Genomic DNA, 21,304 nt, shown 5'->3' with positions numbered 1-21,304 from the left:
GCTCAGGCGGGCGGCCGCCCCTTGCCCGGGGCGCCGGCGAAGACCTGGGCGATGGGGAGCCAGGCGGTCGCGGTGGGGCCGGTGGCGGTGAGGGCGAGGTCGTCGCGGTGGCGGCGCTGGGTCACCAGGAGGCAGAAGTCCAGGGCCGGGCCGGTCACCCGGTCGGTGGCGTCGTCCGGTCCGAAGGCCCACAGGCCGCCGTCGGGCGCGGTCAGTTCGAGGCGGACGGGCGACTCGGGGGCGGGCAGCCCGTGCAGGGTGAACGCGAAGCCGAGGGTGCGCAGCCCCAGGTGGGCGATGTGCCGCAGCCGGGCGGTGGGCTCGCGGGCGGCGCCGAGCGCGTCGGCGACGTCCTGGCCGTGCGCCCAGGTCTCCATCAGCCGGGCGGTGGCCATCGAGGCGGGCTTCATCGGCGGGCCGAACCACGGCAGCCGGGTGCCGGCCGGGGTGGCGGCCAGCGCGGCCGAGACCTCCTCCCGGCCGGCGCGCCAGCGGGCGAGCAGGTCCGCGGGTGCGGCGGCCGCGCCGCCGGCCGCGCCCTCGTCCACCGGGTCGACGCCGGCGGCCAGCAGGGTGCCGAAGCGCTCGTCGACCGTGGCGGCGAAGCCGTCCGCGTCGCGCGCGGCCAGCGCCGTCCAGTCGTCGGTCCAGGCCAGGTGGGCGATCTGGTGCGCGATCGTCCAGCCCTCGGCGGGCGTCGGGCGCGCCCAGCCGGCCGGGTCCAGCCCGGCCACCAGGGCGTCCAGCGCCGCGCTCTCGGCCCGCAGGTCGTCCAGCAGCGCGGTCAGGACGCTCGCCGCGGGCGTCGTCGGGGTGTTCGGGTCCGTCATCGCCTTCCCTCCTTCCGGGTCCGGCGCGTTACCCGCCGGTAAGCCACGGCCGCACCCTACGCCCGGCCCGGCCGCCGCGCCCGCCACTCCGTCGAAGACGCGGGGAACACCCACGTCAGCACTCTCGCCAGCGGCCGTGCCGCGTGTGACAATCTCGCGATGACAAGGGCGAAGACGGGCCCCGGGGCCGCGGACACCCTCACCACCCCGGCACACTCGGACGATCCCGGGCTCGCCGCCCGCGCCGCCGAGTTGGTGCGGGACGCCGTGCTCGGCGACCTCGCCCGGCGGGTGGTGGCCGAGTGCGGGGCCGACGTCGGACTGGTCGGCGTGCCGCAGCCGCCGTCCGGGCCCCGGGGGAGCGACGCGGGCATGGTGCTGCGCCACTGGGCCGGCACCCGGGCCGACCTGCTGCACGACCGGGCCGTCCCGACCGGCACCGGCCTGGGCGGGCGGGCACTGGCCGAGCGGGCGCCCAGCTGGGTGCCCGACTACCGTGCCGCCACCACGATCTCGCACGACCACGACGCCGCCGTCAGCGCCGAGGACCTGTACGCGATGCTCACCGTGCCGCTGCTGCACGGCGACACCGTGTACGGCGTGGTGTACGCGTCGCTGCGCGCCGTCGTCCCGTTCGGGGACGTGCGGATCGCCGCCGTCGGCGAACTGGCCGCGACGGCGACCCGGGCCCTGGCCGGGGCGGCCGCCTGGCAGTCCGCACCGCCCCGACGGGCCGCCCCCGTCAGGCCGTTGACCCCGCGCGAGCACGAGGTGCTGCGCTGGGCGGCGACCGGCCGGACCAACCCGGAGATCGCCGCCCGGCTGGGCCTCACCTGCAACACCGTGACGGGCTACCTGAAATCCGCGATGCACAAGCTCGGTGTCCGCAACCGCACCGAACTCGCCCTGGCGGCACGCGAGTCCGGCCTGGTCGACCGGTGAGACGCCTGGCCGGCCGGCGGACGCGCCCGACCGGCCGACCAGGCGCGCCTCAGCCGACCTGCCGCTCCCGCCCCGTCCAGTACGGCTCGCGCAGCCGGAACTTCTGCAGCTTCCCGGTGGCGGTCCGCGGCAGGGCCGCCCGGAACTCCACCGAGGTGGGCGACTTGTAGCCGGCCAGCCGCTGCTTGCAGTGCGCGATCAACTCGGCCTCGGTGACGGGCCCCTGGCCCTCCCGGAGGACCACCAGCGCCTTGACGGTCTCGCCCCACTTCTCGTGCGGCACTCCGATCACCGCGGCCTCGGCGACCGCCGGGTGGCCGTACAGGCAGTCCTCCACCTCGATCGAGGAGACGTTCTCCCCGCCGCTGATGATGACGTCCTTCTTCCGGTCCGAGATGGTCAGTTGGCCGTCCTCGCCGAGGACGCCGCCGTCGCCGGTGTGGAACCAGCCGTCCCGCAGGGCGTCGGCGGTGGCCGCGGGCTGCTGCCAGTAGCCGTCCAGCACGGTGTTGGAGCGCACCAGGACCTCGCCGGAGGCGTCGACCCGCAGCCGGGTGCCGAGCGCCGGGGCGCCCGCCTGCACCAGCTTCTCGGCCCGTTCGGCGGCGGGCAGGGCGTCCCACTCGGCGCGCGAGCGGTTGACCGTGACCACCGGGGAGGTCTCGGTCAGGCCGTAGAGCTGCATGAACTCCCAGCCCAGCTCGGACTCGACCTGCTGCACCACCGAGGTCGGCGGCGGCGCGCCGGCCACCACGATCCGCACCCGGTCCCGGCCCGGCACCGGGCCGTCCCACTCGGCGGCCGCGTCCAGCACCATCTGGACCACGGCGGGCGCGCCGCTGAGGAAGGTCACCCCGTGCCGCTCGACCCGGCGCAGGATCTCCGCGCCGTCCACCTTGCGCAGCACGATGTGCCGGGCGCCGAGCCCGGTGAGGGCGAACGGCAGGCCCCAGCCGTTGGCGTGGAACATCGGCAGGGTGTGCAGGTAGACGTCCCGGTCGCCGGCGCCGTAGTGCAGGCCCATCAGTACCGCGTTCAGCCAGATGTTGCGGTGGGTGAGCTGAACGCCCTTGGGGCGGGCGGTGGTTCCGCTGGTGTAGTTGATCGTGGCGGTGTCGTTCTCGGCGATCTCGTACCGCCGGGGGGAGTGGTCGAAGTCGTAGAGCAGCGCGTCGCTGTCCGCGCCGAGCACGAACTTGTGCTTGGCCGCCACCCCGCCCAGCGCGTCGGCGAGTTCGGGGTCGACCAGCAGCACGGACGCGCCGCTCTGCTCGACGATGTACGCCACCTCCTCGGCCTTCAGCCGGAAGTTCACCGGGACGAGCACCCGCCCGTACCCGCTCACCCCGAACAGGGAGGTCAGCAGCCGGGCCGAGTTGTGCGACACGACGGCGACCCGCTCGCCCGGCCCGACGCCCAGCCGGTCCAGCCCGGCCGCCTGCGCCCGGGCCAGTTCGGCGACCCGGCGGTAGCTCAGCTCGCCCCAGGATTCGGCCGGCTGCACCGGCTCGTCGACGATGCCGACCCGGTCGCCGTAGACCAGCTCGGCCCGGTCGAGGAAGTCCGTCACGGAGAGTGGAATCTGCATGCGCCCACTGTCCTCTCCCACCCGCCCGCCGGACACCCCCGATCGGGGGTGTCGCCTGCGGGAGGGAATCCCCGACCTGAGTCGACCCGACCCGAGCCACCCGGTCGGTCGGCCGCCTGCTAGGAAGATCGCAGCGAACGGCCATGCACCCACGGGGAGAAGCACCATGAACGACGAACGACCGGGCACCGTCCACGAGGCCGGGGGACTGCGCCGGGGGGCTGCGGTGACCGCCCCCGTCGCCGCGCACCCGAGGGCCGAGGGCCTGCTGCTGCGCCCCTTCGAGGACGCGGACGCACCGGCCCTGATCGAGGCGTACCGGGACGAGACGCTGCGCCGCTTCACCCGCACCCCGGTGGGGAACGCCGAGGAGGCCGCGCACTGGCTCGGGCTGCAGTACCGGGGCCGGGCGGAGGGCAGCCGGTACAGCTTCGCGGTGCTGGAGCCGGGTACGGGCGAACTGCTCGGCAACGTCGCGCTCAAGCGCGGCACCCCGGGCGGGGAGGCGGCCGAGGTGGGCTACTGGACGGCGGCCGCGGCCCGCGGCCGGGGGGTGGCCCCGCGTGCGGTGGTGGCGCTCACCGCCTGGGCCTTCGACGTGCTCGCCGACGACGGCCTGGTCCGGATCGACCTGCTGCACCAGGTGGACAACCCGGCCTCCTGCCGGGTCGCGGAGAAGAGCGGCTACGCCTTCCAGGAGGTGCTGACGGCCCTGCCGCCGGAGTTCCCGTCGGACGGTCACCGGCACTCCAGGAAAAGGCTGGACGGGACCGAACACGGCAGGTCAGAGTAGCCGGATGGGATCTCTGGTACGACATGTGACGATCGACTGCGCCGACCCGTACGGCCTGGCGCAGTTCTGGGCCCAGGCGCTGGACGGCACCCTGGGCGAGGACGACAACCCGGGTGACGAGGAGGCGGTGGTGCAGTCCGCCGGTGCCTCGCTGCTGTTCATCCGGGTGCCCGAGGGCAAGTCGGTGAAGAACCGGGTCCACCTCGACCTCCAGCCGCAGGACCGCAGCCGGGACGAGGAGGTGGAGCGCCTGGTCGCACTGGGTGCGACGGTGCTCGGCGACCACCGCACCCCGGACGGCAAGGGCTGGGTCACCCTGGGAGACCCCGAGGGCAACGAGCTGTGCGTCGAGCGCAGCCAGGCCGAGCGCATCGCCACCGGCAACGCCTGAGCCGCCGCCTGAGCCACCGCCTGAGCACTGCCCGGGCCACCGCCTGGCCCAACGTTTGGGCCACCGCCTGAACGACCGGCCGCCGGGTCCACGAGGACCTGGCGGCCGGTCGCTTCGCCCCGCCGGGTGCACCCGTCACACGACAGGCCGATGTCTCGGGCCGTCGCAGGGGAACCGTCCGATAATCGAACCTGGCTGATGCCACGTCGCGGCGACCTTCCCCGACCCCCACCACCCGAGAGACAGGCAGGTACCCCATGGCCAGGATCGCCGTGATCGGCGCCAACGGCACCATCGGCAGCGCCGTCGTCGCGGAGGCGGCCGCGCGCGGGCACGAAGTCACCGCGGTGGTCCGCGACCCGGACCACTACCGGGGTGAGGCGGCCTTCGTCGAACGCGCGGACGTCCTGGACCCGGCCCAGGTGGCCCGGGTGGCGGCCGGCCAGGACGTCCTGGTGAGCGCGGTCGGCGGTGGCGACGGCCCGGGCCACCTGGCGCTGATCGGCCCGGCCGCCCGTTCGCTGGTGGAGGGCCTGCGCTCGCTCGGCGACGCCGCACCCCGGCTGATCGCGGTCGGCGGCGCGGGCAGCCTGGAGACCGCGCCGGGGGTGCTGGTCTGGGACACGCCGGGGCTGCCGGAGCCGGTGCTGGAGATCATGCACGCGCACGGTGCGGCGCTGGACTTCTACCGGGCGGTCTCCGACGTCCGCTGGACGGTGCTCAGCCCGGCCGCCGAGATCGGCCCGGGGGAGCGGACCGGCCGCTACCGGACGGGCCTGGAGCAGCTGCTCACGGATGCCGCCGGGCGCAGCCGGATCTCGGTGCCGGACTACGCGGTCGTCCTGGTCGACGAGGTCGAGCAGCCCGAGCACATCGGCGAGCGCTTCACCTGCTGCGCGCTGTGACGCTCAGTCGCGGCGAGCCCGGTCAGCCCAGCTGGATCGACCGCTTGGCGAGCCCCATCCAGAACCCGTCGATGACGCTGCGCTGGCTGCCGAGGTCGGCCTCGCCGGCGCCGAGGGTGACGAACAGCGGGGCGAAGTGCTCGGTGCGCGGGTGGGCGAGCCGCCCGGCGGGGGCCTTGCGCTCGAAGTCGAGCAGCGCGTCCAGGTCGTGGGCGTCCAGGGCGCGCCGGCCCCAGTCGTCGAACTCGGCCATCACCGAGCTGATCCGGCCGTCGTTGCTGAGCGCCCGCAGGTTGTGGGTGAAGAAGCCGCTGCCGACGATCAGCACGCCCTCGTCGCGCAGCGGGGCGAGCCGGCGGCCGATCTCCATCAGCCGCTGCGGGTCGAGCGTGGGCATGGAGATCTGGAGGACGGGGATGTCGGCCTCCGGGAACATCTCCACCAGCGGGACGTACGCGCCGTGGTCGAGGCCGCGGTCGGGGATGTCCTGGACGGGCGTGCCGGGGGCGCGCAGCAGCTTGCGGACGCGGTCGGCGAGCGCCGGTGCGCCGGGGGCGGCGTACTGGACCTGGTAGTAGTGCTCGGGGAAGCCCCAGAAGTCGTACACCAGCGGCACGCTGGTGACGGCGCCGAGGGCGAGCGGGGCCTCCTCCCAGTGGGCGGAGACCATCAGGACGGCCTGGGGCCGGGGCAGGTCGGCGGACCAGGCGGCCAGTTCACCGGGCCAGACCGGGTCGTCGGCGAGCGGCGGCGCGCCGTGCGAGAGGTACAGGGCGGGCATACGCTCGGGGGCCGCGGTGCTCATGGCGTCCTCCTCCTGGGTCGAACGGGAAGGGTGGATCGGAAGAGTAGTTCAAATTTGAACCTCTACTCGCCGACCGTACACCTTCGTTCGAATTTGAACAACAGGAGTAGGCTTCACCACATGTCCACACTGAACGAACCCCGCTGGCTGGACCAGGACGAGATGGCTGCCTGGCGGGGCTTCGTCGTCGCGAGCAACCTGCTCAACCGCCGACTGGAGCGCCAGCTCAAGGAGGACTCCGGCCTCTCGCACCAGCAGTACGAGATCCTGGTGCACCTGTCCGCTGCCCCGGCCCACGCGCTGCGGATGACCGAACTCGCCGACAAGCTGGTCACCTCCAAGAGCGGCCTCACCTACCAGGTCACCCAGCTGGAGCGGATGGGCCTGGTCGCCCGCCGCTCCTGCCCCAGCGACGTGCGCGGCGTCATCGCCGAACTCACCGACCAGGGGCGGGAGTCGCTGCGGCAGGCCGCACCCGGACACGTCGCCCTGGTCCGCGAGCTGCTGATCGACGTGCTCACCCGCGAGCAGCTGGCCGTGCTCGCCGAAAGCCTCGGCGAGGTCAGCGCCCGGCTGCGCCTCGACGACACCCCCTGACGCCCTGAAACCCCTGAAGCCCTGAGCCCCGGCCCCGAGCCCTCGGCCGCTGCCGCGCCCGTCCGGCGGTCTACCGGGCCGGAGCCTGAGCCTGAGCAGCCTGAGCCCGGGCCGGCTGCGGGGCACAGAGCAGGGCGGTCCGCAGGTCGAGCCGGTCCCGCAGCCGGGCCAGGCTGCGGCCGGTCAGCTCCTCGATCCGGCGGATCCGGTAGTGCACGGTGTTGACGTGGATGCACAGCGCCTCGGCCGTCCGCGCCCACGAGCCGTCGTGGTCCAGGAAGACGGCCAGGGTGCCCAGCAGCGAGACGCTGTTCTCCCGGTCGTGGGCGGCCAGCGGGGCCAGCAGCCGGGCGTGGAAGGCGGCCGTCACCTCCGGCGGGATGCCGCGCAGCAGTCCGTCCAGCGAGTCCAGTTCGGCCGCGCTGCCGACCGGGCCGGCCGAGCCCTCCAGTACGTAGCGGGCCTGCACCAGCGCCGCCCGCAGTGCGGCGGGGGCGGGCGGGGCGGCCGGGCCGACGCCGACCCGCAGGGTGCGCCGGCCGGTCAGCCGGCCCTGCAGCGCGGGCCGGGCCCGGCGCAGCCGTTCGGCGACCTGCTCGGCCGGCGCGGCGACCAGCGCGGCGGACCGCCCGTCGCGGTCGGTCCCGGCGGCGTACGGCGCGCCGAGCGGGTGCAGCGCCTCGGCCAGTGCGTGTGCCGCCCAGGCGGCGGGCGGGCCGTCGCCCGGTGCGGCACCCGCCTGGCCCGCCCGGCCGCCGTCGATCCGCGCGGTGACCGCCACCAGCGACTCGGCCCCGCCCAGCCCGCAGGCGGCGAGCGGCTCGGCGAGCCCGGCCTCCCCGATGAGCGCGTCCAGTAGCCGCCCGGCGGCCCGGCGCCGCGCGCCCGCGTCGGCGTGGGCGCGGGCGGCGAGCGGGGCGAGCAGTTCGGCCAGGGCCTGGAGCACCGGTTCGGCCGCCGCCGAGCGCAGGTGCGGGCGCAGCCGCCAGCCGTCGAACGGCGAGCCGTCCTGGGGCCCGACGGGAAGCCCGGTGTCGCCGCGTCCGGCGGGCGGGACGGATGCGGCGGTGGCGGATGCGGCATTGGCGGGTGTGGCATTGGCGGGTGCGGCGGTGGTGGCGACGGCCCGGCCGCCGGCGGTGGTGATCGAGCAGTCCGGGACCCCGAGCCGGCCGACCGCGTGGGCCAGCACCTCGCCGGCCCCGGCGTCCGCGTGCAGCAGGTCGAGCAGTTCGTGCCGGACGGTCTCCGGGATCGCCGCGGTGTCCTGGGCGCCGGCCCGCAGGTCCCCCCAGAGCCGCAGGTAGACGCGGTCGGTGACGGCGCGGAAGCTGACTCCGGCGGGCACCGTCAGCAGCGGGATGCCGTGGGTGCGGCAGGCGTCGGCGAGGCTGTCCGGGACGCTGCCGTGGGTGCCCTCGCCGGCCAGCAGCGCCGCCACGCCCGCGCTGCGCAGGGCGGTGGCGAAGCGCAGCGCGCCGGAGGCTTCGGCGGGCTGCCACCAGACCAGGCCGGTGAGGACGAGTTCGCCGGGCTGGAGGTAGCGGGCCGGGTCCTGGAGGTCGGTGGAGCTGAGCCCGGTGACCGGGCGGTCGAGCAGGTCCGGGGTGCCCCAGGCCAGGCGGATGTCCAGGTCGTCGAGGTGCAGCAGGTCGCCGACGATCATCTCTCGCTCATCTCGCTCTCGCTCTCGCCCTTGTGCGCCGCGCCCGGCCGTGCCTCGCAAGTGCAAGGTTCAGGTGCTCATGGGCATCGTAAATGCAAGTCATGCGGCAGTGATTCTTCTTGTCGGATCATCCAGTGCGGGCCCCCTCGGCGGGTGTGCGGAACCGGCCGTCCGCCCGATTGCGGTGCCGCTTCCGTCGGTTTCCAGCGGCTTCCATCGGCTTCCGCCGGCGCGGGGCGCGTCGATCCGCCTCCTCGGACACGCCCGCCCCTTCCCCCGCAGCTGCCAGCCGGAAGCGCTCCACTCCATCGCAGATGCCGCTGAAATCATCCTTTCAGCGCCGCAGCTGCGAATGCCCGGGCCCACCCTCGGGTAACCCCCTCCCGGGTCGCGGCGGCGCGGCCCGGGAGGAGGGAGCACCATGACCCCGTCGAGCCCCACCGTCCGGCTGCACGGCCACTTCGACCGGCCCGCCGAGCTGTCGGTCGACCAGCTGCGTGCCCTCCCCGCGCACCGCGTCGAGGTCAGCTTCGACTGCCTGGCCGAGGGCGAGCAGCGGCACGACTACGAGGGGCCCGCGCTCTGGGACGTGCTGTGCGCGGCCCGGCCCCGGATCGACTTCTCCGGCCGCAAGCAGCGGCTGCGCTTCCTGCTGTCGGTCAGCGGCGCGGACGGCCACCGGGCCGTCGTCTCCTGGGCCGAGATCGACCCCGACTTCGGCGGCCAGCGGATCCTGCTGGCCACCAGCATGGACGGCGCCCCGCTGGACGCCGCCGGCCCGCAGCTCGTCGTCCCCGACGACCACTGCGGCGCCCGCTACGTCAGCGGGGTCACGGCCGTGTGGCTCGGCCCGCTGGGTGAACCGGCGGCCTGAGCCCCGGCCGCGGGCGGGCCTTGACCCCGCCCCGGGGCCCGCTCTCGCCGAGTGCTTCGCGGTGGAGCATCGTCGCTGCTCGGAGGGGGTGCGGGCGATCGTGGGGAATACCGAAAAACAGCTCGCCGGATGCCTGTTTCCGTGCCAACATGCCCCATATGGGGACGATTCTGCACGGCACCCTGGTGACCCTCCGCACCGCCGACACCGACGACATCCCGGAGCTCGCGGCCATCCGCGGCACGCCCGAGGTGTTCGCCCGCTGGCGGGGCGGTGACGACCTCGCCGACGCCGTCGCCAGCGACCTGGAGGAGCCCGACACGGAGACCCTCGTCGTCGAGGTGGGCGGGAAGATCGTCGGCGCCATCCAGTGGTACGCCAACAACGACGACGAGTACCGGCACGCCGGCATCGACATCTACCTCGACCCGGAGGTCCACGGCGTCGGCCTCGGCACGGACGCCGTCCGCACGCTGGCCCGCCACCTCGTCGACCACCACCACTACCACCGGCTGATCATCGACCCGGCGGCCGACAACACGGCCGCGATCCGCTGCTACGCGAAGGTCGGCTTCCGCTCGGTCGGCACCATGCGCCAGTACGAGCGCGGCCCGGACGGCACCTGGCACGACAACCTGCTGATGGACCTCCTCGCGGACGAACTCCGCTGACCGGCGCGCCCGCGCGGCGGCGGGCGGCCCGGCAGCGGCCCGACCGAACCGGAGCGCGCGTGACGCGGAGTCAGATCGCGGCTGCGCCCGCGGTCGCCCGCTCCGGCGCCGGGCAGCCGCAGGTGCGTCGCAGCACCAGCCGGGCCGGGAAGGTCCGCGCGCCGGTGGAGCGCCGCTCGGCTCCGCCGAGGACCAGGTCGACCGCGGCGCGGGCCATCTCGTCCTGAGCGGTCGCCACGGTGGTCAGCGCCGGGCCGGCGATCACCGCCTCGGCGATGTCGTCGAATCCGGCCACCGCGAGCTGCTCCGGCACCCGGATGCCCAGGTCGTCGGCGGCCCGCAGCAGGCCGATCGCCTGGTCGTCGGTCGTGCAGAACACGGCGGACGGCCGGTCGGGCCGGGCCAGCAGGGCGAGCGCCTCGGCGTGCGCCCGGACGCGGTCGAACGGCGCCGGCACCAGCCGCCCCTCGGTCGCCAGCCCGGCCTCGGCCAGCGCGGCGGCCCAGCCGGCCGTCCGCCCGGTGACCGGGTCGTGCGGGCTGAGCGCGAGGGTGCCGCCGAAGCAGTGCACCTCGGCGTGGCCGTGCCCGAGCAGGTGCCGGACCACCTCGCGGGCGCCGCCCTGGTCGTCCGCCACCACCGCGACGCCGTCGGCGGTCTCCGCCCGGTGGTGCAGCAGCACGACCGAGGTGCCGTCGCCCACGTCGAAGCCGGTGAGCCCGGGGGTGGCCGGGTCCTGGGTGACCAGGATCAGCCCGTCGACCTGCATGCCGAGGAACGCGCGGATGTAGTGCGCCTCGCGCTCGTCCACGTAGTCGGAGTTGCCGATCAGCAGGAGCCGGCCGTGGTCGGCGGCGGCCTGCTCGACGGCGTGCGCGAGCCCGGCGAAGAACGGCTGGCGGGCGTCCGGCACGACCATGCCGAGCAGGTTGGTCCGCCGCCGTGCCATCGCCTGGGCGACCCGGTTGGGGCGGTAGCCGAGCTCCTCGACCGCCGCGAGCACCCGCGCCCGGGTCGCGGGCGCCACCGGCCGCGGCCCGTCGTTGATCACATAACTCACGACCGCCGTGGACGTCCCCGCCACCCGCGCCACATCGTCCCGTGTCACCCTCGCCATGCCCGCGAGCCTACACAGCGCCTCCGACGGCTCCGGGCCGCCGTCGCCGCCGGACGTCCGGCGCGGTCAGTACGTGTGGTCCGCGGTGATGTCCGCCGAGAGGCCGAGGGCCTGTTCGGCCGGTCGCCCGCGCAGCGCCAGCAGGGTCTGGGCGAGCGCGTCGACGGCGGCCAGGTGGGCGAGCCGGCTGGCCGTGGTCTCCAGGCCGAAGACCAGGTCCTGCCCGCCCGCGACCAGGGTGTGGGTGGCCGTCTCGGTGAGCGGTGAGCGGGCGTAGCTGGTGAGCGCGACCACGGCCGCCCCGGCCGCCCGGGCCCGGCGCGCGGCGTCGATCACCAGCGGGGTGGCGCCGCCGTGGCTGACCGCGAAGCAGACGCCGTCGGGCGGGAGCTGGGCGGCGGCCAGCTGGGCGGTGAGCGGGTCGGCGGGGGCGTCGACGCGCAGGCCGAGCGCGCGCAGCCGGTAGGCGAGGTCGAGCACCACCGCGCCGGACAGCCCGGAGCCGACCAGTACCACCTGGCCGGCGCCGGCCAGTACCTCGGCGGCCGCCCGCAGGTCGTCGGCGGTGAGCGTGGCGGTGATCCCGTCCAGGGCCGCCCGGGCGGCCCGCAGGGTGTCGGCGAGGGCCCGGGCGGCCGGGGCGCCCGTGTCGTCGGCGGGGGCCGGGGCCGCGGCGGGGGAGTGCCGGGCGGCGGCGATCTTCAGTTCCTGGTAGCCGCGGAAGCCGAGCCGCTGGCAGGCCCGGACCACGGAGGAGGGGGCGGTGCCGGCCAGCGCGGCGACGTCGCTGACGCTCAGGTGCACCAGGCCGGCGCCCCGGTCGAGCACCACCTCGGCGACCCGCGCCTCGGCGCCGCGCAGGTCGCCGAGCCGGGCCCGGATCCGCGCGGCGAGCTGGGACTCCAGGGGCGTCATGTCGGAATGTCCTTCCATGGCGCTAGGGTAGCGTGGAATTCGGTTCCAGGCCGTACCGGGTCGCCGGAAGGCCGTCGGAGGGGAGCTTCGCCATGCCCGAGATCGTGCCGGCCGTGCCGGTGGCCGTGCTCGCCGCGGCCGTGCTGCACGCCGTCTGGAACGGCCTGGCCCACCGGATCGCGGACAAGCTGGTCGGCTTCGCGCTGATCAACCTGACCTACACCGCGTGCGCGCTCGTCCTGGTGCTGGTCAACCCGCTGCCGGCGGCCTCGTCCTGGCCGTACCTGCTGGCCTCGGTCGCCGTCCAGACGACGTCGACGGTCCTGCTGCTACGCGCCTACCAGCTGGGCGACTTCGGGCAGATGTACCCGATCGCGCGCGGCTCGGCGCCGCTGCTGGTGGCCCTGCTGTCGGCCACCGTGCTCGGTCAGCACCCGGGCACGGGCGAGCTGCTGGGCGTGGTGGTGATCTCCTGCGGCCTGATCGGGCTGGCCTTCGCCAAGGGCGTCCCGGGGCGGGCGCAACTGCCCGCGCTCGGGGCCGCCGCCGGGACGGGCGTGATGATCGCCGTCTACACGGTGCTGGACGGCAGTGGCGTCCGGCACGCCGGGACGGTCGGCGGCTACGTGGCCTGGCTGTTCCTGTTGCAGGGGCCGACGCTCGCGCTGATCGCCTGGGCCCGGCGCGGCCGTTCGCTGCTCACCGGGGTCGGCACGGTGGTGCCGGTGGGGATCGCGGGGGGCGTGCTCTCGCTGACGGCCTACGGCCTGGTGGTGTGGGCGCAGTCCCGGGGGGACTTGGCGACGATCGCGGCGCTGCGCGAGACGAGCATCGTGATCGCCGCCCTGATCGCCACCGTGGTGTTCCGGGAGCGGCTGGGCCGCCTGCGGCTGACCGCCAGCCTCATCGTGCTGGCCGGGATAGCCGTCCTGGAACTGGCCCGGTCATAGGGCGTGTCCGGAGTGTCCGGCCGGTCCGGCGTGTCCGTGGGCGTGTCCGGCCGGACCGGCCGGTCTCGGGCCATATCCACCGAGACCGGCCGGACGGGATCCGGTGGCCGTCAGCCCTTCTCCGGCACGATCACGGTCAGCGAGGTGCTCAGCAGCTCGAAGCCCAGGGACTCGTAGAGCCGGCGGGCCGGATTGCCGTCGGTGACGGCCAACTGCACCTCGACGAGCCCGCGTTCGGCGGCGTCGGCGACGGCGCGGCGCAGCAGGTCCGCGCCGAGGCCCCGGTAGCCGAGCTCCGGGTGCCGGAAGACGTCGGCGATCCACGGGATGCCGTCGCGGTCGGTGAGGACGATCCCGGCCACCACCCGGTCCTGCGCGTCCACGGCGAGCAGGCTGGACGGCAGCACCGGCCCGATGACCTTGCCGGCGAGCAGCGGGGCGATCCGCTCCGCCAGCGCCTGCTGGTCGTCGCCCGCGAAGTGGTCCGGGTGCCCCGGGGCGAACGCGGCCCGCCAGGCCTCGAACAGGTCCTCGGGCGCGCGGTCGCAGGGCACGGCCCGCAGGCCGTCGCGCAGCGGGGCCCCGGCCCAGTCGGCGGGCGGCGGGTCGGCGACCAGGTCGCGTCGCATGGCGTGGGCGTGCCGGAGCACGGTGGCGCCGTGCTCCAGCAGGGCGAGGCCGAACTCGGGCGTCCCGGAGACCACCCACCCGGCCAGCTCGGTGCGGACGAACTCCACCGGGTCGGTGCCGCCGCTTCCTTCCACCACCTCCAACAGGTCGGCCCAGGGCCGCCCCTCCCGCTCGCCGAGGAGGTAGCGCACCACCGGTACGCCCTCTCCGTTCGACCTGACCACCAAGTCCGTCTCGGTCACACCCAGCCCCATTCGTACGGTCGTTCGTCCGCCGTCATGGTCGACCAGAGCGCGCCCGGGGGCAACCGAATTGTCAGGCCACCACCGCGGCGCGGACGCAGAGCACGTCCGGCAGGTGGGAGGTCAGCAACGACCAGCTCTCGCCCTCGTCATGGCTGCCGTAGACGTCGCCGGTCCGGTTGCCGAAGTAGATCCCGGCCGGTTCGGCGTCGTCGGTGCGCAGCGCGTCGCGCAGCACGATGCCGTAGTGGTCCTCGTCGGGCAGGCCGTCGGCGAGCGGCTGCCAGCTGGTGCCGCCGTCGGTGGTGCGGAAGACCCGGCACCGGCGGCCGGGCGGGATGCGGTCGTCCCCGCCGCCGAGCGGGAACAGGTAGGCGGTGTCGCCCCGGCGCGGGTGGGCGGCGACGGCGAAGCCGAACGCGGCGGGCAGCCCGTCGGCGACGGAGCGCCAGCTCGCGCCCCAGTCGTCGCTGCGGTAGACGCCGCCGTGGTTCTGCAGGTACAGCCGGTCGGGGTCGACGGGGTCGGGGGCGACCTTGTGCACGCACTGGCCGAACTCGGGGTACTGGCCCTCCTCCGGCAGGAACTCGGCGCGCAGGCCGGTGTTGGCGGGCTCCCAGCTGTCGCCGCCGTCCTTGCTGCGGTAGACGCCGCCGGTGGAGACGGCGACCAGCAGCCGCTGCGGGTCGCGCGGGTCGGTGACGACGGTGTGCAGGCCCTGGCCGCCGTAGCCGGCGCCCCAGTCGCTCCGGTGCGGGTGGTTCCAGAGCGACTCGACCAGGCGGAAGGTCTCGCCGCCGTCCTCGGAGCGGAACAGCGCGGCGGGCTCGGTGCCGGCGTAGACGACGCCGGGGGCCTCCGGGCCGGCCGGCTGGAGCTGCCAGACCCGGGTGAGCGAGGCGCCGGTGGTTTCGGGGAAGCGGATCGCCGGCTGCGGCGGCTCGTACCAGGTGGCGCCGAGGTCGTCGGAGCGCCAGACGGACGGGCCCCAGTGGCTGCTGTCGGCGCCGACCAGCAGCCGGGTGCGGCCGTCGCGGCGGTCGATGGAGACGGAGTAGATCGCGTTCATCCGGAAGTGCGGCCCGCTGAACTCCCAGTCCAGCCGGTCGCGGCTGCGGCCGAGAAAGAGGCCCTTCTCGGTTCCGACAGCCAACAGCACTTCGGTCATGCCCCACACCATCTGGTGACGAGTACGGCCCCCCGGGACGGCCCCCGGCGCCCAGTGTCCCGCCGTCCACCGGCGGCCACATCTCGCCACGCCCGATCACCCGGAAGGCCCACTCAGCAGGAAGGCCCGCCCGTCCGGCTCACCCGCCCGGTTCACCCCCGGCAGCCCTCCAGCAGCCGCAGCCACACCTCGCTGATCGTCGGATAGGAGGGCACGGCGTGCCAGAGCCGGTCGATCGGCACCTCGCCGACCACGGCGACGGTCGCCGAGTGCAGCAGCTCGGCGACCCCGGGGCCGACCAGGCAGGCGCCGACCAGCACCTCGCGGTCCAGGTCGAAGACCACCCGGGCCCGGCCGCGGTAGTGGTCGCCGTACAGCGAGGCCCCGGCGACGGCGCCGAAGTCGTGGTCGACGGCCTTGACCCGCAGCCCGGCCGCTTCGGCCGCCGCCAGGGTCAGCCCGACGGCGGCGACCTCCGGATGGGTGAACACGACCTGCGGCGCGCCCGCGCTGTCGGCCGACGCGGCGTGCGCGCCCCAGCGGGAGGTGTCCAGCGCACGCCCCTGGGCGCGGGCCACGATCGCCGCGCCCGTGATCCGGGCCTGGTACTTGCCCTGATGGGTGAGCAGCGCCCGGTGGTTGACGTCCCCGGCGGCGTACAGCCACTCGCCGTCGACACCGAGCACGGTGCAGCTGTCGTCCACCTCCAGCCAGCCGCCCGGCTTCAGCCCGACCTGCTCCAGCCCGACGTCGGCGGTGCGCGGGGCCCGTCCGGTCGCGTACAGCACCTCGTCCACGGTCAGCCGTTCGCCGTCACCGAGCGTCAGGACCACCGGCCCGGCGCCGTCCGCCCGCTCCAGCGCGGTGGCCTCCGTCCCGAACCGGAGGTCCACCCCGGCCTCGCGCAGGCCCTCCGCGACCAGCTCGCCCGCGAACGGCTCCATCCGCGGCAGCAGGTGGTCGCCGCGCACCAGCAGCACCACCTCGGAGCCGAGCGCCCGCCAGGCGGTCGCGAGCTCCACCCCGACCACGCCGCCGCCGACCACCGCCAGCCGCCCGGGCACGGCCGGCGCGGCGGTCGCCTCCCGGTTGGTCCACGGGTGGGCCTCCGCCAGCCCCGGCACGCCCGTGGGCAGCACCGGACGGCTGCCGGTGCACACGGCGACGGCGTGCCGGGCGGTGAGCACCCGCTCGGTGCCGTCCTCGGCCTCCACGGTGACGGTCCGTACGCCCGCCAGCCGGCCGTGGCCGCGCACCAGCTCGATGCCGGCGCCCTGCAGCCACTGCACCTGGCCGTCGTCGTTCCAGTGCGAGGTGAAGGAGTCCCGCCGGGCCAGCACCGCGGCCGGGTCCAACTGCCGTCCGCCGACCGCCTCCCGGGAGCCGGCCACCGCGCGGGCCTCGGCCAGCGCGGCCACCGGGCGCAGCAACGCCTTGCTCGGCATGCAGGCCCAGTACGAGCATTCGCCGCCGACCAGTTCGGCCTCCACGAGGACCGTGCGCAGCCCGGCGGAGGCCGTCCGGTCGGCGACGTTCTCGCCGGTCGGGCCGCCCCCCAGGACGATGACGTCGTACTCCTCGGCGCTGCTGGTCATACCCGGTCCTCCGTGGTGTCGATGGCCGCCCCGGCCCGCGGGGCCGGGGCGACGGGAGTGTGGTCGCGGACGTCGAGCAGCCGGGCGCGCCGGGCGTCGGCCGGCGCGCCGGTGAGGGCGCCGGTGAGGGAGGCCTCCCGGGAGGTCGGCCCGCGGCTGCCGTTCGTCTCGTACCCGAGCCTGACCCGAACGGCCTCCGGCGGCCACTTCTCGCGCTCCGCGTACATCCGCAGGGGCTCGCCTTCCCGTGGGATCCGGCCCCCGGCCGGACGGGCGCCGGGCCGTGTGCCCGGCGCCGTGCCCATCCTGCGACGCCGGCGGGGCTTCGCGCAGACGAACCCGCCGACGGGTCCGGGCCGAGGGCGGGTCAGAGCGCCGCGAGCTCGGCCAGCACCGCCGCCGTGTCGGCCGGGCGGGAGAACATCGGCCAGTGCCCGGTGGGCAGTTCGCGCAGCTCCCAGTTCGGCCCGTCGAGCCCGGCGAACCACGGGTGCCCGGCCGTGATCATCGCCTGCACCTGGGCGAGCGGGAAGGAACAGGTCACCAGCGCCTGCGGCAGCGCGGCCGAGGCGCCCGTCAGCCGCAGCCGGTCCCGGTACGCCCCGGCCGGGTGCGGGGTGGCCCGCTCGCGGATCCGGGCGAGCGCGGCCTCGTCCAGGCCCGCCACGTCGGCGCCGTCGGCGGCGAGGTCGGCCCAGGAGGGCATCGGGAGGCGGCCGTCGACCACGGAGGCGTCGGCCGCCGCACGGTGGTCGGGCTCCCAGAGGTCGTACAGCGAACCGCCGTCGATCATCGGGCCGCTGTCCAGGTAGACCACCCGGCGGATCCGCTCCGGCATCCGGTCCGCGATGCCGCCGACCGGGACGCAGGCGCCGCTGTGCGCGACCAGCACCACCTCCCACAGGTCCTCGCGGACCAGCAGGTCGGCCAGCGCGGCGATGTGCTCCGCCAGCCCGATCGGCTCGGCCTCGCCCGCGCGCTCCGCCAGCCCGGGCAGGGTCACGGGGTGGACGGTGTGCCCGGCGGCGCGCAGCGGCGCGGCGACCTCGTCCCAGGCCCAGGCACCGAGCCAGAATCCGGGGACCAGTACGAACGTGCTCATGGTGGGTCGCTCCTCGCGGTCGGCCGGGATCTCCGTCGCCGACGACTCTAGGACCGACCCTGGTCAGGCTTCGCCCGGATTTTCGCCCGGACGACCGAGTGACCGGGCCCGGGGAGTCGCACTCCCCGGGCCCTCGGGCAAGCGGACGTCCGGACGGGTCAGGCCTGGCCCCCGGCCGCCTGCTCCTGTGCCACCTTGCGCTTCACCTCGGCCATGTCCAGGTTCCTGGCCTGGCCGATCAGGTCCTCGAACACCGACTCCGGCAGCGCACCGGCCTGTGAGAAGACGAGCACGCCCTCACGGATGATCGCCAGCGTGGGGATCGACTGGATCCCGAACGCGGCGGCCAGCTCCACCTGCGCCTCGGTGTCCACCTTGGCGAAGACGAGGTCCGCGTGGCGCTCGGCCGCCTTCTCGTACACCGGGGCGAACTGGCGGCACGGCCCGCACCACCCGGCCCAGAAGTCGATGAAGACGAAGTCCTGCCCCTCCGGACCCGGGACGATGTCGTCGAAGTTCTCCTTGGTCAGCTCGACCGTGCTGCTCATCTCGCGATTCCTTCCCTTCCGGAGGCGGCGCTACCGATCACGTGCTCGCGACAACCGTGCGCCCCGACGGGGTATTCCGCAGCCGCGCGCGCCGGTGGCCGCCGCTGCCCGAGCCGGTCCGGCGCCCGGGCGCCGCACACCGCGCGGAGCGGAAACCTCACGGGTGGGAGGCCTCGTACGGCACCAGCCGCTCGATCCGGGCCGGCCCCTGCACGCCGGGCCAGCGCGGGTTCGGCGTGCCGTCGCCGATCAGGTGCCACCGTTGCCAGATGCGGTTCCAGCCGACCCGCAGGGTGGGCTCGAAGCTGTGCCACCGTCCGCACGGGCACGGCTGCCGCACCCAGGCGCAGGTCCGGCAGAGTTCGGCCAGGCCGTGGCCGGTCGAGCGCGACAGCACCGGCTCCTCGTCCCCGCAGGCCGGGCAGCCGGGCAGTTCGGCGCCGTCCAGCAGCGCGTTCTGCCGCCGGACGTAGTCGGGCAGCCGCAGCGGCGGGTGGAGGAAGGGGTCCGCCCGCCAGGCCGCGTCCGGTGCGCCCCACCAGGGGCGGTTCCACCACACCGGCGCGGGCGCTTGCCGTCGCCCGGTGCGCTTCTCCGCCCGGCGCCGTGCCTCGTACTCCTGCGCCCCGGCCAGCCACAGGACCCGTGCCTCGTGCAGTTCTTCCACGGCCCGCACCAGCGCGTCCGGGTCGGCCTCCAGCAGCCGGGGCATCCGGGAGCTGAGCGTGAGGTGGTGGTAGGTGGCCCGGAAGCCGTACGGCGCGAAGCAGGTCAGGCAGGTCCGCAGGGCGCTGAACCGCCGGCGCACCGGCAGCCGCTCGTCGTGCACCCGGGCCCGGTGGGTCAGGAAGCTGGTCACGGCTGCCCCGCGGTGACGTTGGAGGCCGGCTGGGTGGTGCGTATCACCGGGTGATCATGCCGGACGGCCCGCCCGGCGGGCCAAGGCATTACCCCGCGTCCGCCGCGATCCGGGCCAGGACCCGGCCGCAGCGCCGGGCGAAGGCCCGCTGCGCGAGCGGCAGCAGCGGCCCCGCCAGCCGGGCGTACCAGGCGACCGGGCGGCTGAAGGCGGTCACGCTGAACCGGACCGCCCCGTCCGCCTCCAGTTCGACCAGAAACGTCTCCTCGCCGCGGGCCAGATGGCCGGCCCGGGTGCCGTAGGTGAAGCCGTACTGGTCCGGGCCGTCGACGGTGGCCAGCACCCGGTTGGGGGCGCCGGCCCGGAGCGGGCCGACGCCGATCGCGCAGTGCACGGCGACGCCGGGGGCGGCCCGGTCGGCGTCGGCGTCGATCCGCACGCCGGCCAGCCGGTGCATCCGCCAGCCGAGCAGGGCGGCCCCGGCCACCTCCAGGGCGGGCCGGCCCCGGCCGATGAGCGCCCGGTGGCGCAGGTGGTGGTACCCGTCGGGCAGGTGGCCGGTGGTGCTGGCGCCCTGCTCGGGGTAGCTGAGGTCGGTCATCGGGGGTCCTCCGTGGTGGTGATCCGGCGCCAGGCGAGCAGCGAGCAGAGCGCGAAGCCGAGCGCGTTGCCGACGCCGTGGGTGGCGGCCATCCAGGCCAGGGTGGGGTGGGGGAGTCCGGACGCCTGGCCGAGGGCCCACCACAGGGCGAGCAGCATGGTGAGGGCGAGGACGGCCGAGGATGCGGTGAGCAGCCGGGCGGTGACCGGGTCGGCGGCGCGCGGCCGCAGGTCGCGCCAGGTGACCAGGCCGACCAGCCACATCCCGGTGGTGAGCACGCAGGCCCCGGCGAACTGGACCCAGGTGCCGAGGAAGTACCCGGCGAGCACCAGCAGCGTCCCGGCCGGCACGCTGAGCGCGGCGCAGCGGGCGGCGCCGGAACCCGCCCGGGTGCTGCGGCAGACCAGCCCGGCGACGAGGGCGGCGGTGAAGCCGGCGTAGTGGAAGTGCGGGACGGTCAGCGCCAGGACGTGCGGTTCGAAGCCGAACAGCGGGTAGCCGGAGCGCTCGGCGACCAGGGCGGTGCCGGCCACCGCAGGGGCGGCGAGTGCGGTGAGGACGGCGAGTTCGGCGGGTGCGAGCGAGCGGGTCCGGCGCAGCCGCAGCGGCGCGTGGAGGGCGACGGCCAGGGTGCCGAGCGCGTAGAGGGCGGCGCTGCCGGTGGCGAGGCCGCCGCGCGGGAGCCACAGCGAGAGCGCGCCGGGGACGGCGGCGAGCGGCCAGAGCCGGCGGACGCGGGCGAGCCCGGGTTCGCCGATCAGGGCGAGGCCGAGCGGGACGACGGCGCCCATACCGAGCAGGACCAGCAGGTTCACCAGCTCCGTCGTGCCTTTCCCCATGCCGGAAACACCTCCTTGAACGCGTTCAAATCTCTGTCGTCGGCGACTCTACGCCGCAGAGTTGAACGCGTTCAACTTGACCCCGGTCCGCCTGCCCTGGTGTTCACGGTGGGTGCGGCGCACTCTGGAGGAGTAACCGATGGAGGTGATCCGCCATGCAGACTCTGGTCGGTTGGCACATCGAGATGGAGTTTCGCGAGGACGGCCCGCGCACGACCGCCGCGGCCATGCTGCGGCTGCGCGACGGCAGGGAACTACGGGCCCACGGCTACAGCAGCCGCCACCCGTCGGACCCGGAACAGCTGCGGGTCGGCGAGGAGATCGCGGGGGCCAGGGCCCTCAACGACCTCGCCTCGCAGCTGCTCACCAAGGCCCACGGCGAGATCCAGGAGGTCAGCCCGGTCCCGACCCACCCGTTGACGTGAGCGCCCCGCACCCGGACGGCGGCCACGCCGGCGGCCGGGAGCACCGGCCGCGCATCCCGCTGATCTGCCCGCGCTGCGGGCACGAACAGCGGGTCGTGCCCGGCGGTCCCGACCGGGCGGTCAGGGTCGTGCACCTGGCGACGGGCCGGGAGGCGTGCGAACCCGGGGACCTGGCGAAGGCGCCGGACGACGGGTCCTGACAGCGCTCCCCGGCAACGCGCGAGCGCTTCACCACGCGAACGGCGCCGGGG

Annotated in this window: 25 protein-coding genes; 10 read left to right on the top strand and 15 right to left on the bottom strand. The window is 75.4% G+C overall.

Annotated features, from left to right (window positions below; genetic code table 11):
• Nucleotides 1–2: 2 nt before the first annotated feature.
• Complete coding sequence (locus OG556_RS07250; RefSeq protein WP_371516378.1) at nucleotides 3–830, bottom strand: TIGR03084 family metal-binding protein; 828 nt, start codon at nucleotides 828–830, stop codon at nucleotides 3–5.
• 159 nt (nucleotides 831–989) lie between these two features.
• On the opposite strand from OG556_RS07250, the gene OG556_RS07245 reads away from it, so the two are divergent.
• Nucleotides 990–1,772 carry a LuxR C-terminal-related transcriptional regulator gene (locus OG556_RS07245; RefSeq protein WP_371516377.1) on the top strand — a complete coding sequence of 261 codons (783 nt, stop codon included), beginning with the start codon at nucleotides 990–992 and terminating at the stop codon, nucleotides 1,770–1,772.
• A 49-nt stretch (nucleotides 1,773–1,821) separates the two neighbouring features.
• On the opposite strand, the gene OG556_RS07240 is transcribed toward OG556_RS07245, so the two are convergent.
• On the bottom strand, nucleotides 1,822–3,360 hold the full coding sequence (locus tag OG556_RS07240; RefSeq protein WP_371516376.1) for an AMP-binding protein: 1,539 nt from the start codon (nucleotides 3,358–3,360) through the stop codon (nucleotides 1,822–1,824).
• A 166-nt stretch (nucleotides 3,361–3,526) separates the two neighbouring features.
• Here OG556_RS07240 and OG556_RS07235 point away from each other — a divergent pair, with 166 nt between their 5' ends.
• From OG556_RS07235 to OG556_RS07225, 3 genes are all read left to right on the top strand, one after another.
• Entirely contained in the window at nucleotides 3,527–4,153 is a 627-nt protein-coding gene (locus OG556_RS07235; protein ID WP_371516375.1) for a GNAT family N-acetyltransferase, read from the top strand.
• Nucleotides 4,154–4,157: 4 nt separating this feature from the next.
• Nucleotides 4,158–4,544, top strand: a complete 387-nt coding sequence (locus OG556_RS07230) for a VOC family protein (RefSeq protein ID WP_371516374.1) — start codon at nucleotides 4,158–4,160, stop codon at nucleotides 4,542–4,544.
• Nucleotides 4,545–4,801: 257 nt separating this feature from the next.
• Nucleotides 4,802–5,449: an NAD(P)-dependent oxidoreductase gene (locus tag OG556_RS07225; RefSeq protein WP_371516373.1), complete on the top strand. Its 648-nt coding sequence runs from the start codon at nucleotides 4,802–4,804 to the stop codon at nucleotides 5,447–5,449.
• Between the two features lie 22 nt (nucleotides 5,450–5,471).
• On the opposite strand, the gene OG556_RS07220 is transcribed toward OG556_RS07225, so the two are convergent.
• Nucleotides 5,472–6,254 (bottom strand): dioxygenase, encoded by a 783-nt coding sequence (locus OG556_RS07220; RefSeq protein WP_371516372.1) that lies wholly within the window; start codon nucleotides 6,252–6,254, stop codon nucleotides 5,472–5,474.
• 129 nt (nucleotides 6,255–6,383) lie between these two features.
• On the opposite strand from OG556_RS07220, the gene OG556_RS07215 reads away from it, so the two are divergent.
• Entirely contained in the window at nucleotides 6,384–6,851 is a 468-nt protein-coding gene (locus OG556_RS07215) for a MarR family winged helix-turn-helix transcriptional regulator (protein WP_063350998.1), read from the top strand.
• A 70-nt stretch (nucleotides 6,852–6,921) separates the two neighbouring features.
• On the opposite strand, the gene OG556_RS07210 is transcribed toward OG556_RS07215, so the two are convergent.
• Nucleotides 6,922–8,517, bottom strand: coding sequence for a PucR family transcriptional regulator (locus OG556_RS07210; protein WP_371516371.1), 1,596 nt, complete (start codon nucleotides 8,515–8,517; stop codon nucleotides 6,922–6,924).
• A 421-nt stretch (nucleotides 8,518–8,938) separates the two neighbouring features.
• Here OG556_RS07210 and OG556_RS07205 point away from each other — a divergent pair, with 421 nt between their 5' ends.
• Nucleotides 8,939–9,391: a molybdopterin-dependent oxidoreductase gene (locus OG556_RS07205; protein ID WP_063346982.1), complete on the top strand. Its 453-nt coding sequence runs from the start codon at nucleotides 8,939–8,941 to the stop codon at nucleotides 9,389–9,391.
• A 158-nt stretch (nucleotides 9,392–9,549) separates the two neighbouring features.
• Entirely contained in the window at nucleotides 9,550–10,062 is a 513-nt protein-coding gene (locus tag OG556_RS07200) for a GNAT family N-acetyltransferase (protein WP_371516370.1), read from the top strand.
• A 70-nt stretch (nucleotides 10,063–10,132) separates the two neighbouring features.
• On the opposite strand, the gene OG556_RS07195 is transcribed toward OG556_RS07200, so the two are convergent.
• Nucleotides 10,133–11,179, bottom strand: coding sequence for a LacI family DNA-binding transcriptional regulator (locus OG556_RS07195; protein WP_371516369.1), 1,047 nt, complete (start codon nucleotides 11,177–11,179; stop codon nucleotides 10,133–10,135).
• Nucleotides 11,180–11,245: 66 nt separating this feature from the next.
• Nucleotides 11,246–12,112 (bottom strand): MurR/RpiR family transcriptional regulator, encoded by an 867-nt coding sequence (locus tag OG556_RS07190; RefSeq protein ID WP_371516368.1) that lies wholly within the window; start codon nucleotides 12,110–12,112, stop codon nucleotides 11,246–11,248.
• 74 nt (nucleotides 12,113–12,186) lie between these two features.
• Here OG556_RS07190 and OG556_RS07185 point away from each other — a divergent pair, with 74 nt between their 5' ends.
• Nucleotides 12,187–13,044: an EamA family transporter gene (locus OG556_RS07185; protein ID WP_371516367.1), complete on the top strand. Its 858-nt coding sequence runs from the start codon at nucleotides 12,187–12,189 to the stop codon at nucleotides 13,042–13,044.
• A gap of 110 nt (nucleotides 13,045–13,154) precedes the next feature.
• Here the strand turns inward: OG556_RS07185 and OG556_RS07180 are convergent, their stop codons facing one another.
• From OG556_RS07180 to OG556_RS07140, 9 genes are all read right to left on the bottom strand, one after another.
• Nucleotides 13,155–13,916, bottom strand: a complete 762-nt coding sequence (locus OG556_RS07180; protein ID WP_371516366.1) for a GNAT family N-acetyltransferase — start codon at nucleotides 13,914–13,916, stop codon at nucleotides 13,155–13,157.
• Between the two features lie 73 nt (nucleotides 13,917–13,989).
• Entirely contained in the window at nucleotides 13,990–15,084 is a 1,095-nt protein-coding gene (locus OG556_RS07175) for a WD40/YVTN/BNR-like repeat-containing protein (RefSeq protein WP_371516365.1), read from the bottom strand.
• A gap of 152 nt (nucleotides 15,085–15,236) precedes the next feature.
• A complete protein-coding gene (locus OG556_RS07170) occupies nucleotides 15,237–16,679 on the bottom strand; it encodes an NAD(P)/FAD-dependent oxidoreductase (RefSeq protein ID WP_371516364.1) in 1,443 nt (480 codons plus the stop codon).
• Entirely contained in the window at nucleotides 16,676–16,906 is a 231-nt protein-coding gene (locus OG556_RS07165; RefSeq protein WP_371516363.1) for a hypothetical protein, read from the bottom strand. Before OG556_RS07165 ends, OG556_RS07170 begins: the two co-directional genes overlap by 4 nt.
• A gap of 140 nt (nucleotides 16,907–17,046) precedes the next feature.
• Nucleotides 17,047–17,781 (bottom strand): alpha/beta fold hydrolase, encoded by a 735-nt coding sequence (locus OG556_RS07160; RefSeq protein ID WP_371516362.1) that lies wholly within the window; start codon nucleotides 17,779–17,781, stop codon nucleotides 17,047–17,049.
• Between the two features lie 158 nt (nucleotides 17,782–17,939).
• Nucleotides 17,940–18,329 (bottom strand): thioredoxin family protein, encoded by a 390-nt coding sequence (locus tag OG556_RS07155; RefSeq protein ID WP_371516361.1) that lies wholly within the window; start codon nucleotides 18,327–18,329, stop codon nucleotides 17,940–17,942.
• A 157-nt stretch (nucleotides 18,330–18,486) separates the two neighbouring features.
• Nucleotides 18,487–19,188 carry a hypothetical protein gene (locus tag OG556_RS07150; RefSeq protein WP_371516360.1) on the bottom strand — a complete coding sequence of 234 codons (702 nt, stop codon included), beginning with the start codon at nucleotides 19,186–19,188 and terminating at the stop codon, nucleotides 18,487–18,489.
• Between the two features lie 88 nt (nucleotides 19,189–19,276).
• The gene (locus OG556_RS07145; protein WP_371516359.1) at nucleotides 19,277–19,789 is read right to left on the bottom strand and encodes a DUF1990 family protein; all 513 of its coding nucleotides are present in this window, start codon (nucleotides 19,787–19,789) and stop codon (nucleotides 19,277–19,279) included.
• On the bottom strand, nucleotides 19,786–20,628 hold the full coding sequence (locus OG556_RS07140) for a YndJ family protein (protein ID WP_371516358.1): 843 nt from the start codon (nucleotides 20,626–20,628) through the stop codon (nucleotides 19,786–19,788). The genes OG556_RS07145 and OG556_RS07140 overlap by 4 nt, the downstream gene beginning before the upstream one ends.
• Nucleotides 20,629–20,783: 155 nt before the next feature.
• Here OG556_RS07140 and OG556_RS07135 point away from each other — a divergent pair, with 155 nt between their 5' ends.
• Both OG556_RS07135 and OG556_RS07130 read left to right on the top strand, forming a co-directional pair.
• On the top strand, nucleotides 20,784–21,053 hold the full coding sequence (locus tag OG556_RS07135; RefSeq protein WP_063346968.1) for a DUF1876 domain-containing protein: 270 nt from the start codon (nucleotides 20,784–20,786) through the stop codon (nucleotides 21,051–21,053).
• Nucleotides 21,050–21,253, top strand: coding sequence for a hypothetical protein (locus tag OG556_RS07130; RefSeq protein ID WP_371516357.1), 204 nt, complete (start codon nucleotides 21,050–21,052; stop codon nucleotides 21,251–21,253). The genes OG556_RS07135 and OG556_RS07130 overlap by 4 nt, the downstream gene beginning before the upstream one ends.
• Nucleotides 21,254–21,304: the final 51 nt, after the last annotated feature.

The organism is Kitasatospora sp. NBC_01300 (assembly GCF_041435235.1).
Lineage (GTDB): Bacteria > Actinomycetota > Actinomycetes > Streptomycetales > Streptomycetaceae > Kitasatospora.
The sequence above is the reverse complement of the archived record's forward strand: the minus strand, read 5'-3'. Positions and strand labels throughout refer to the sequence as shown.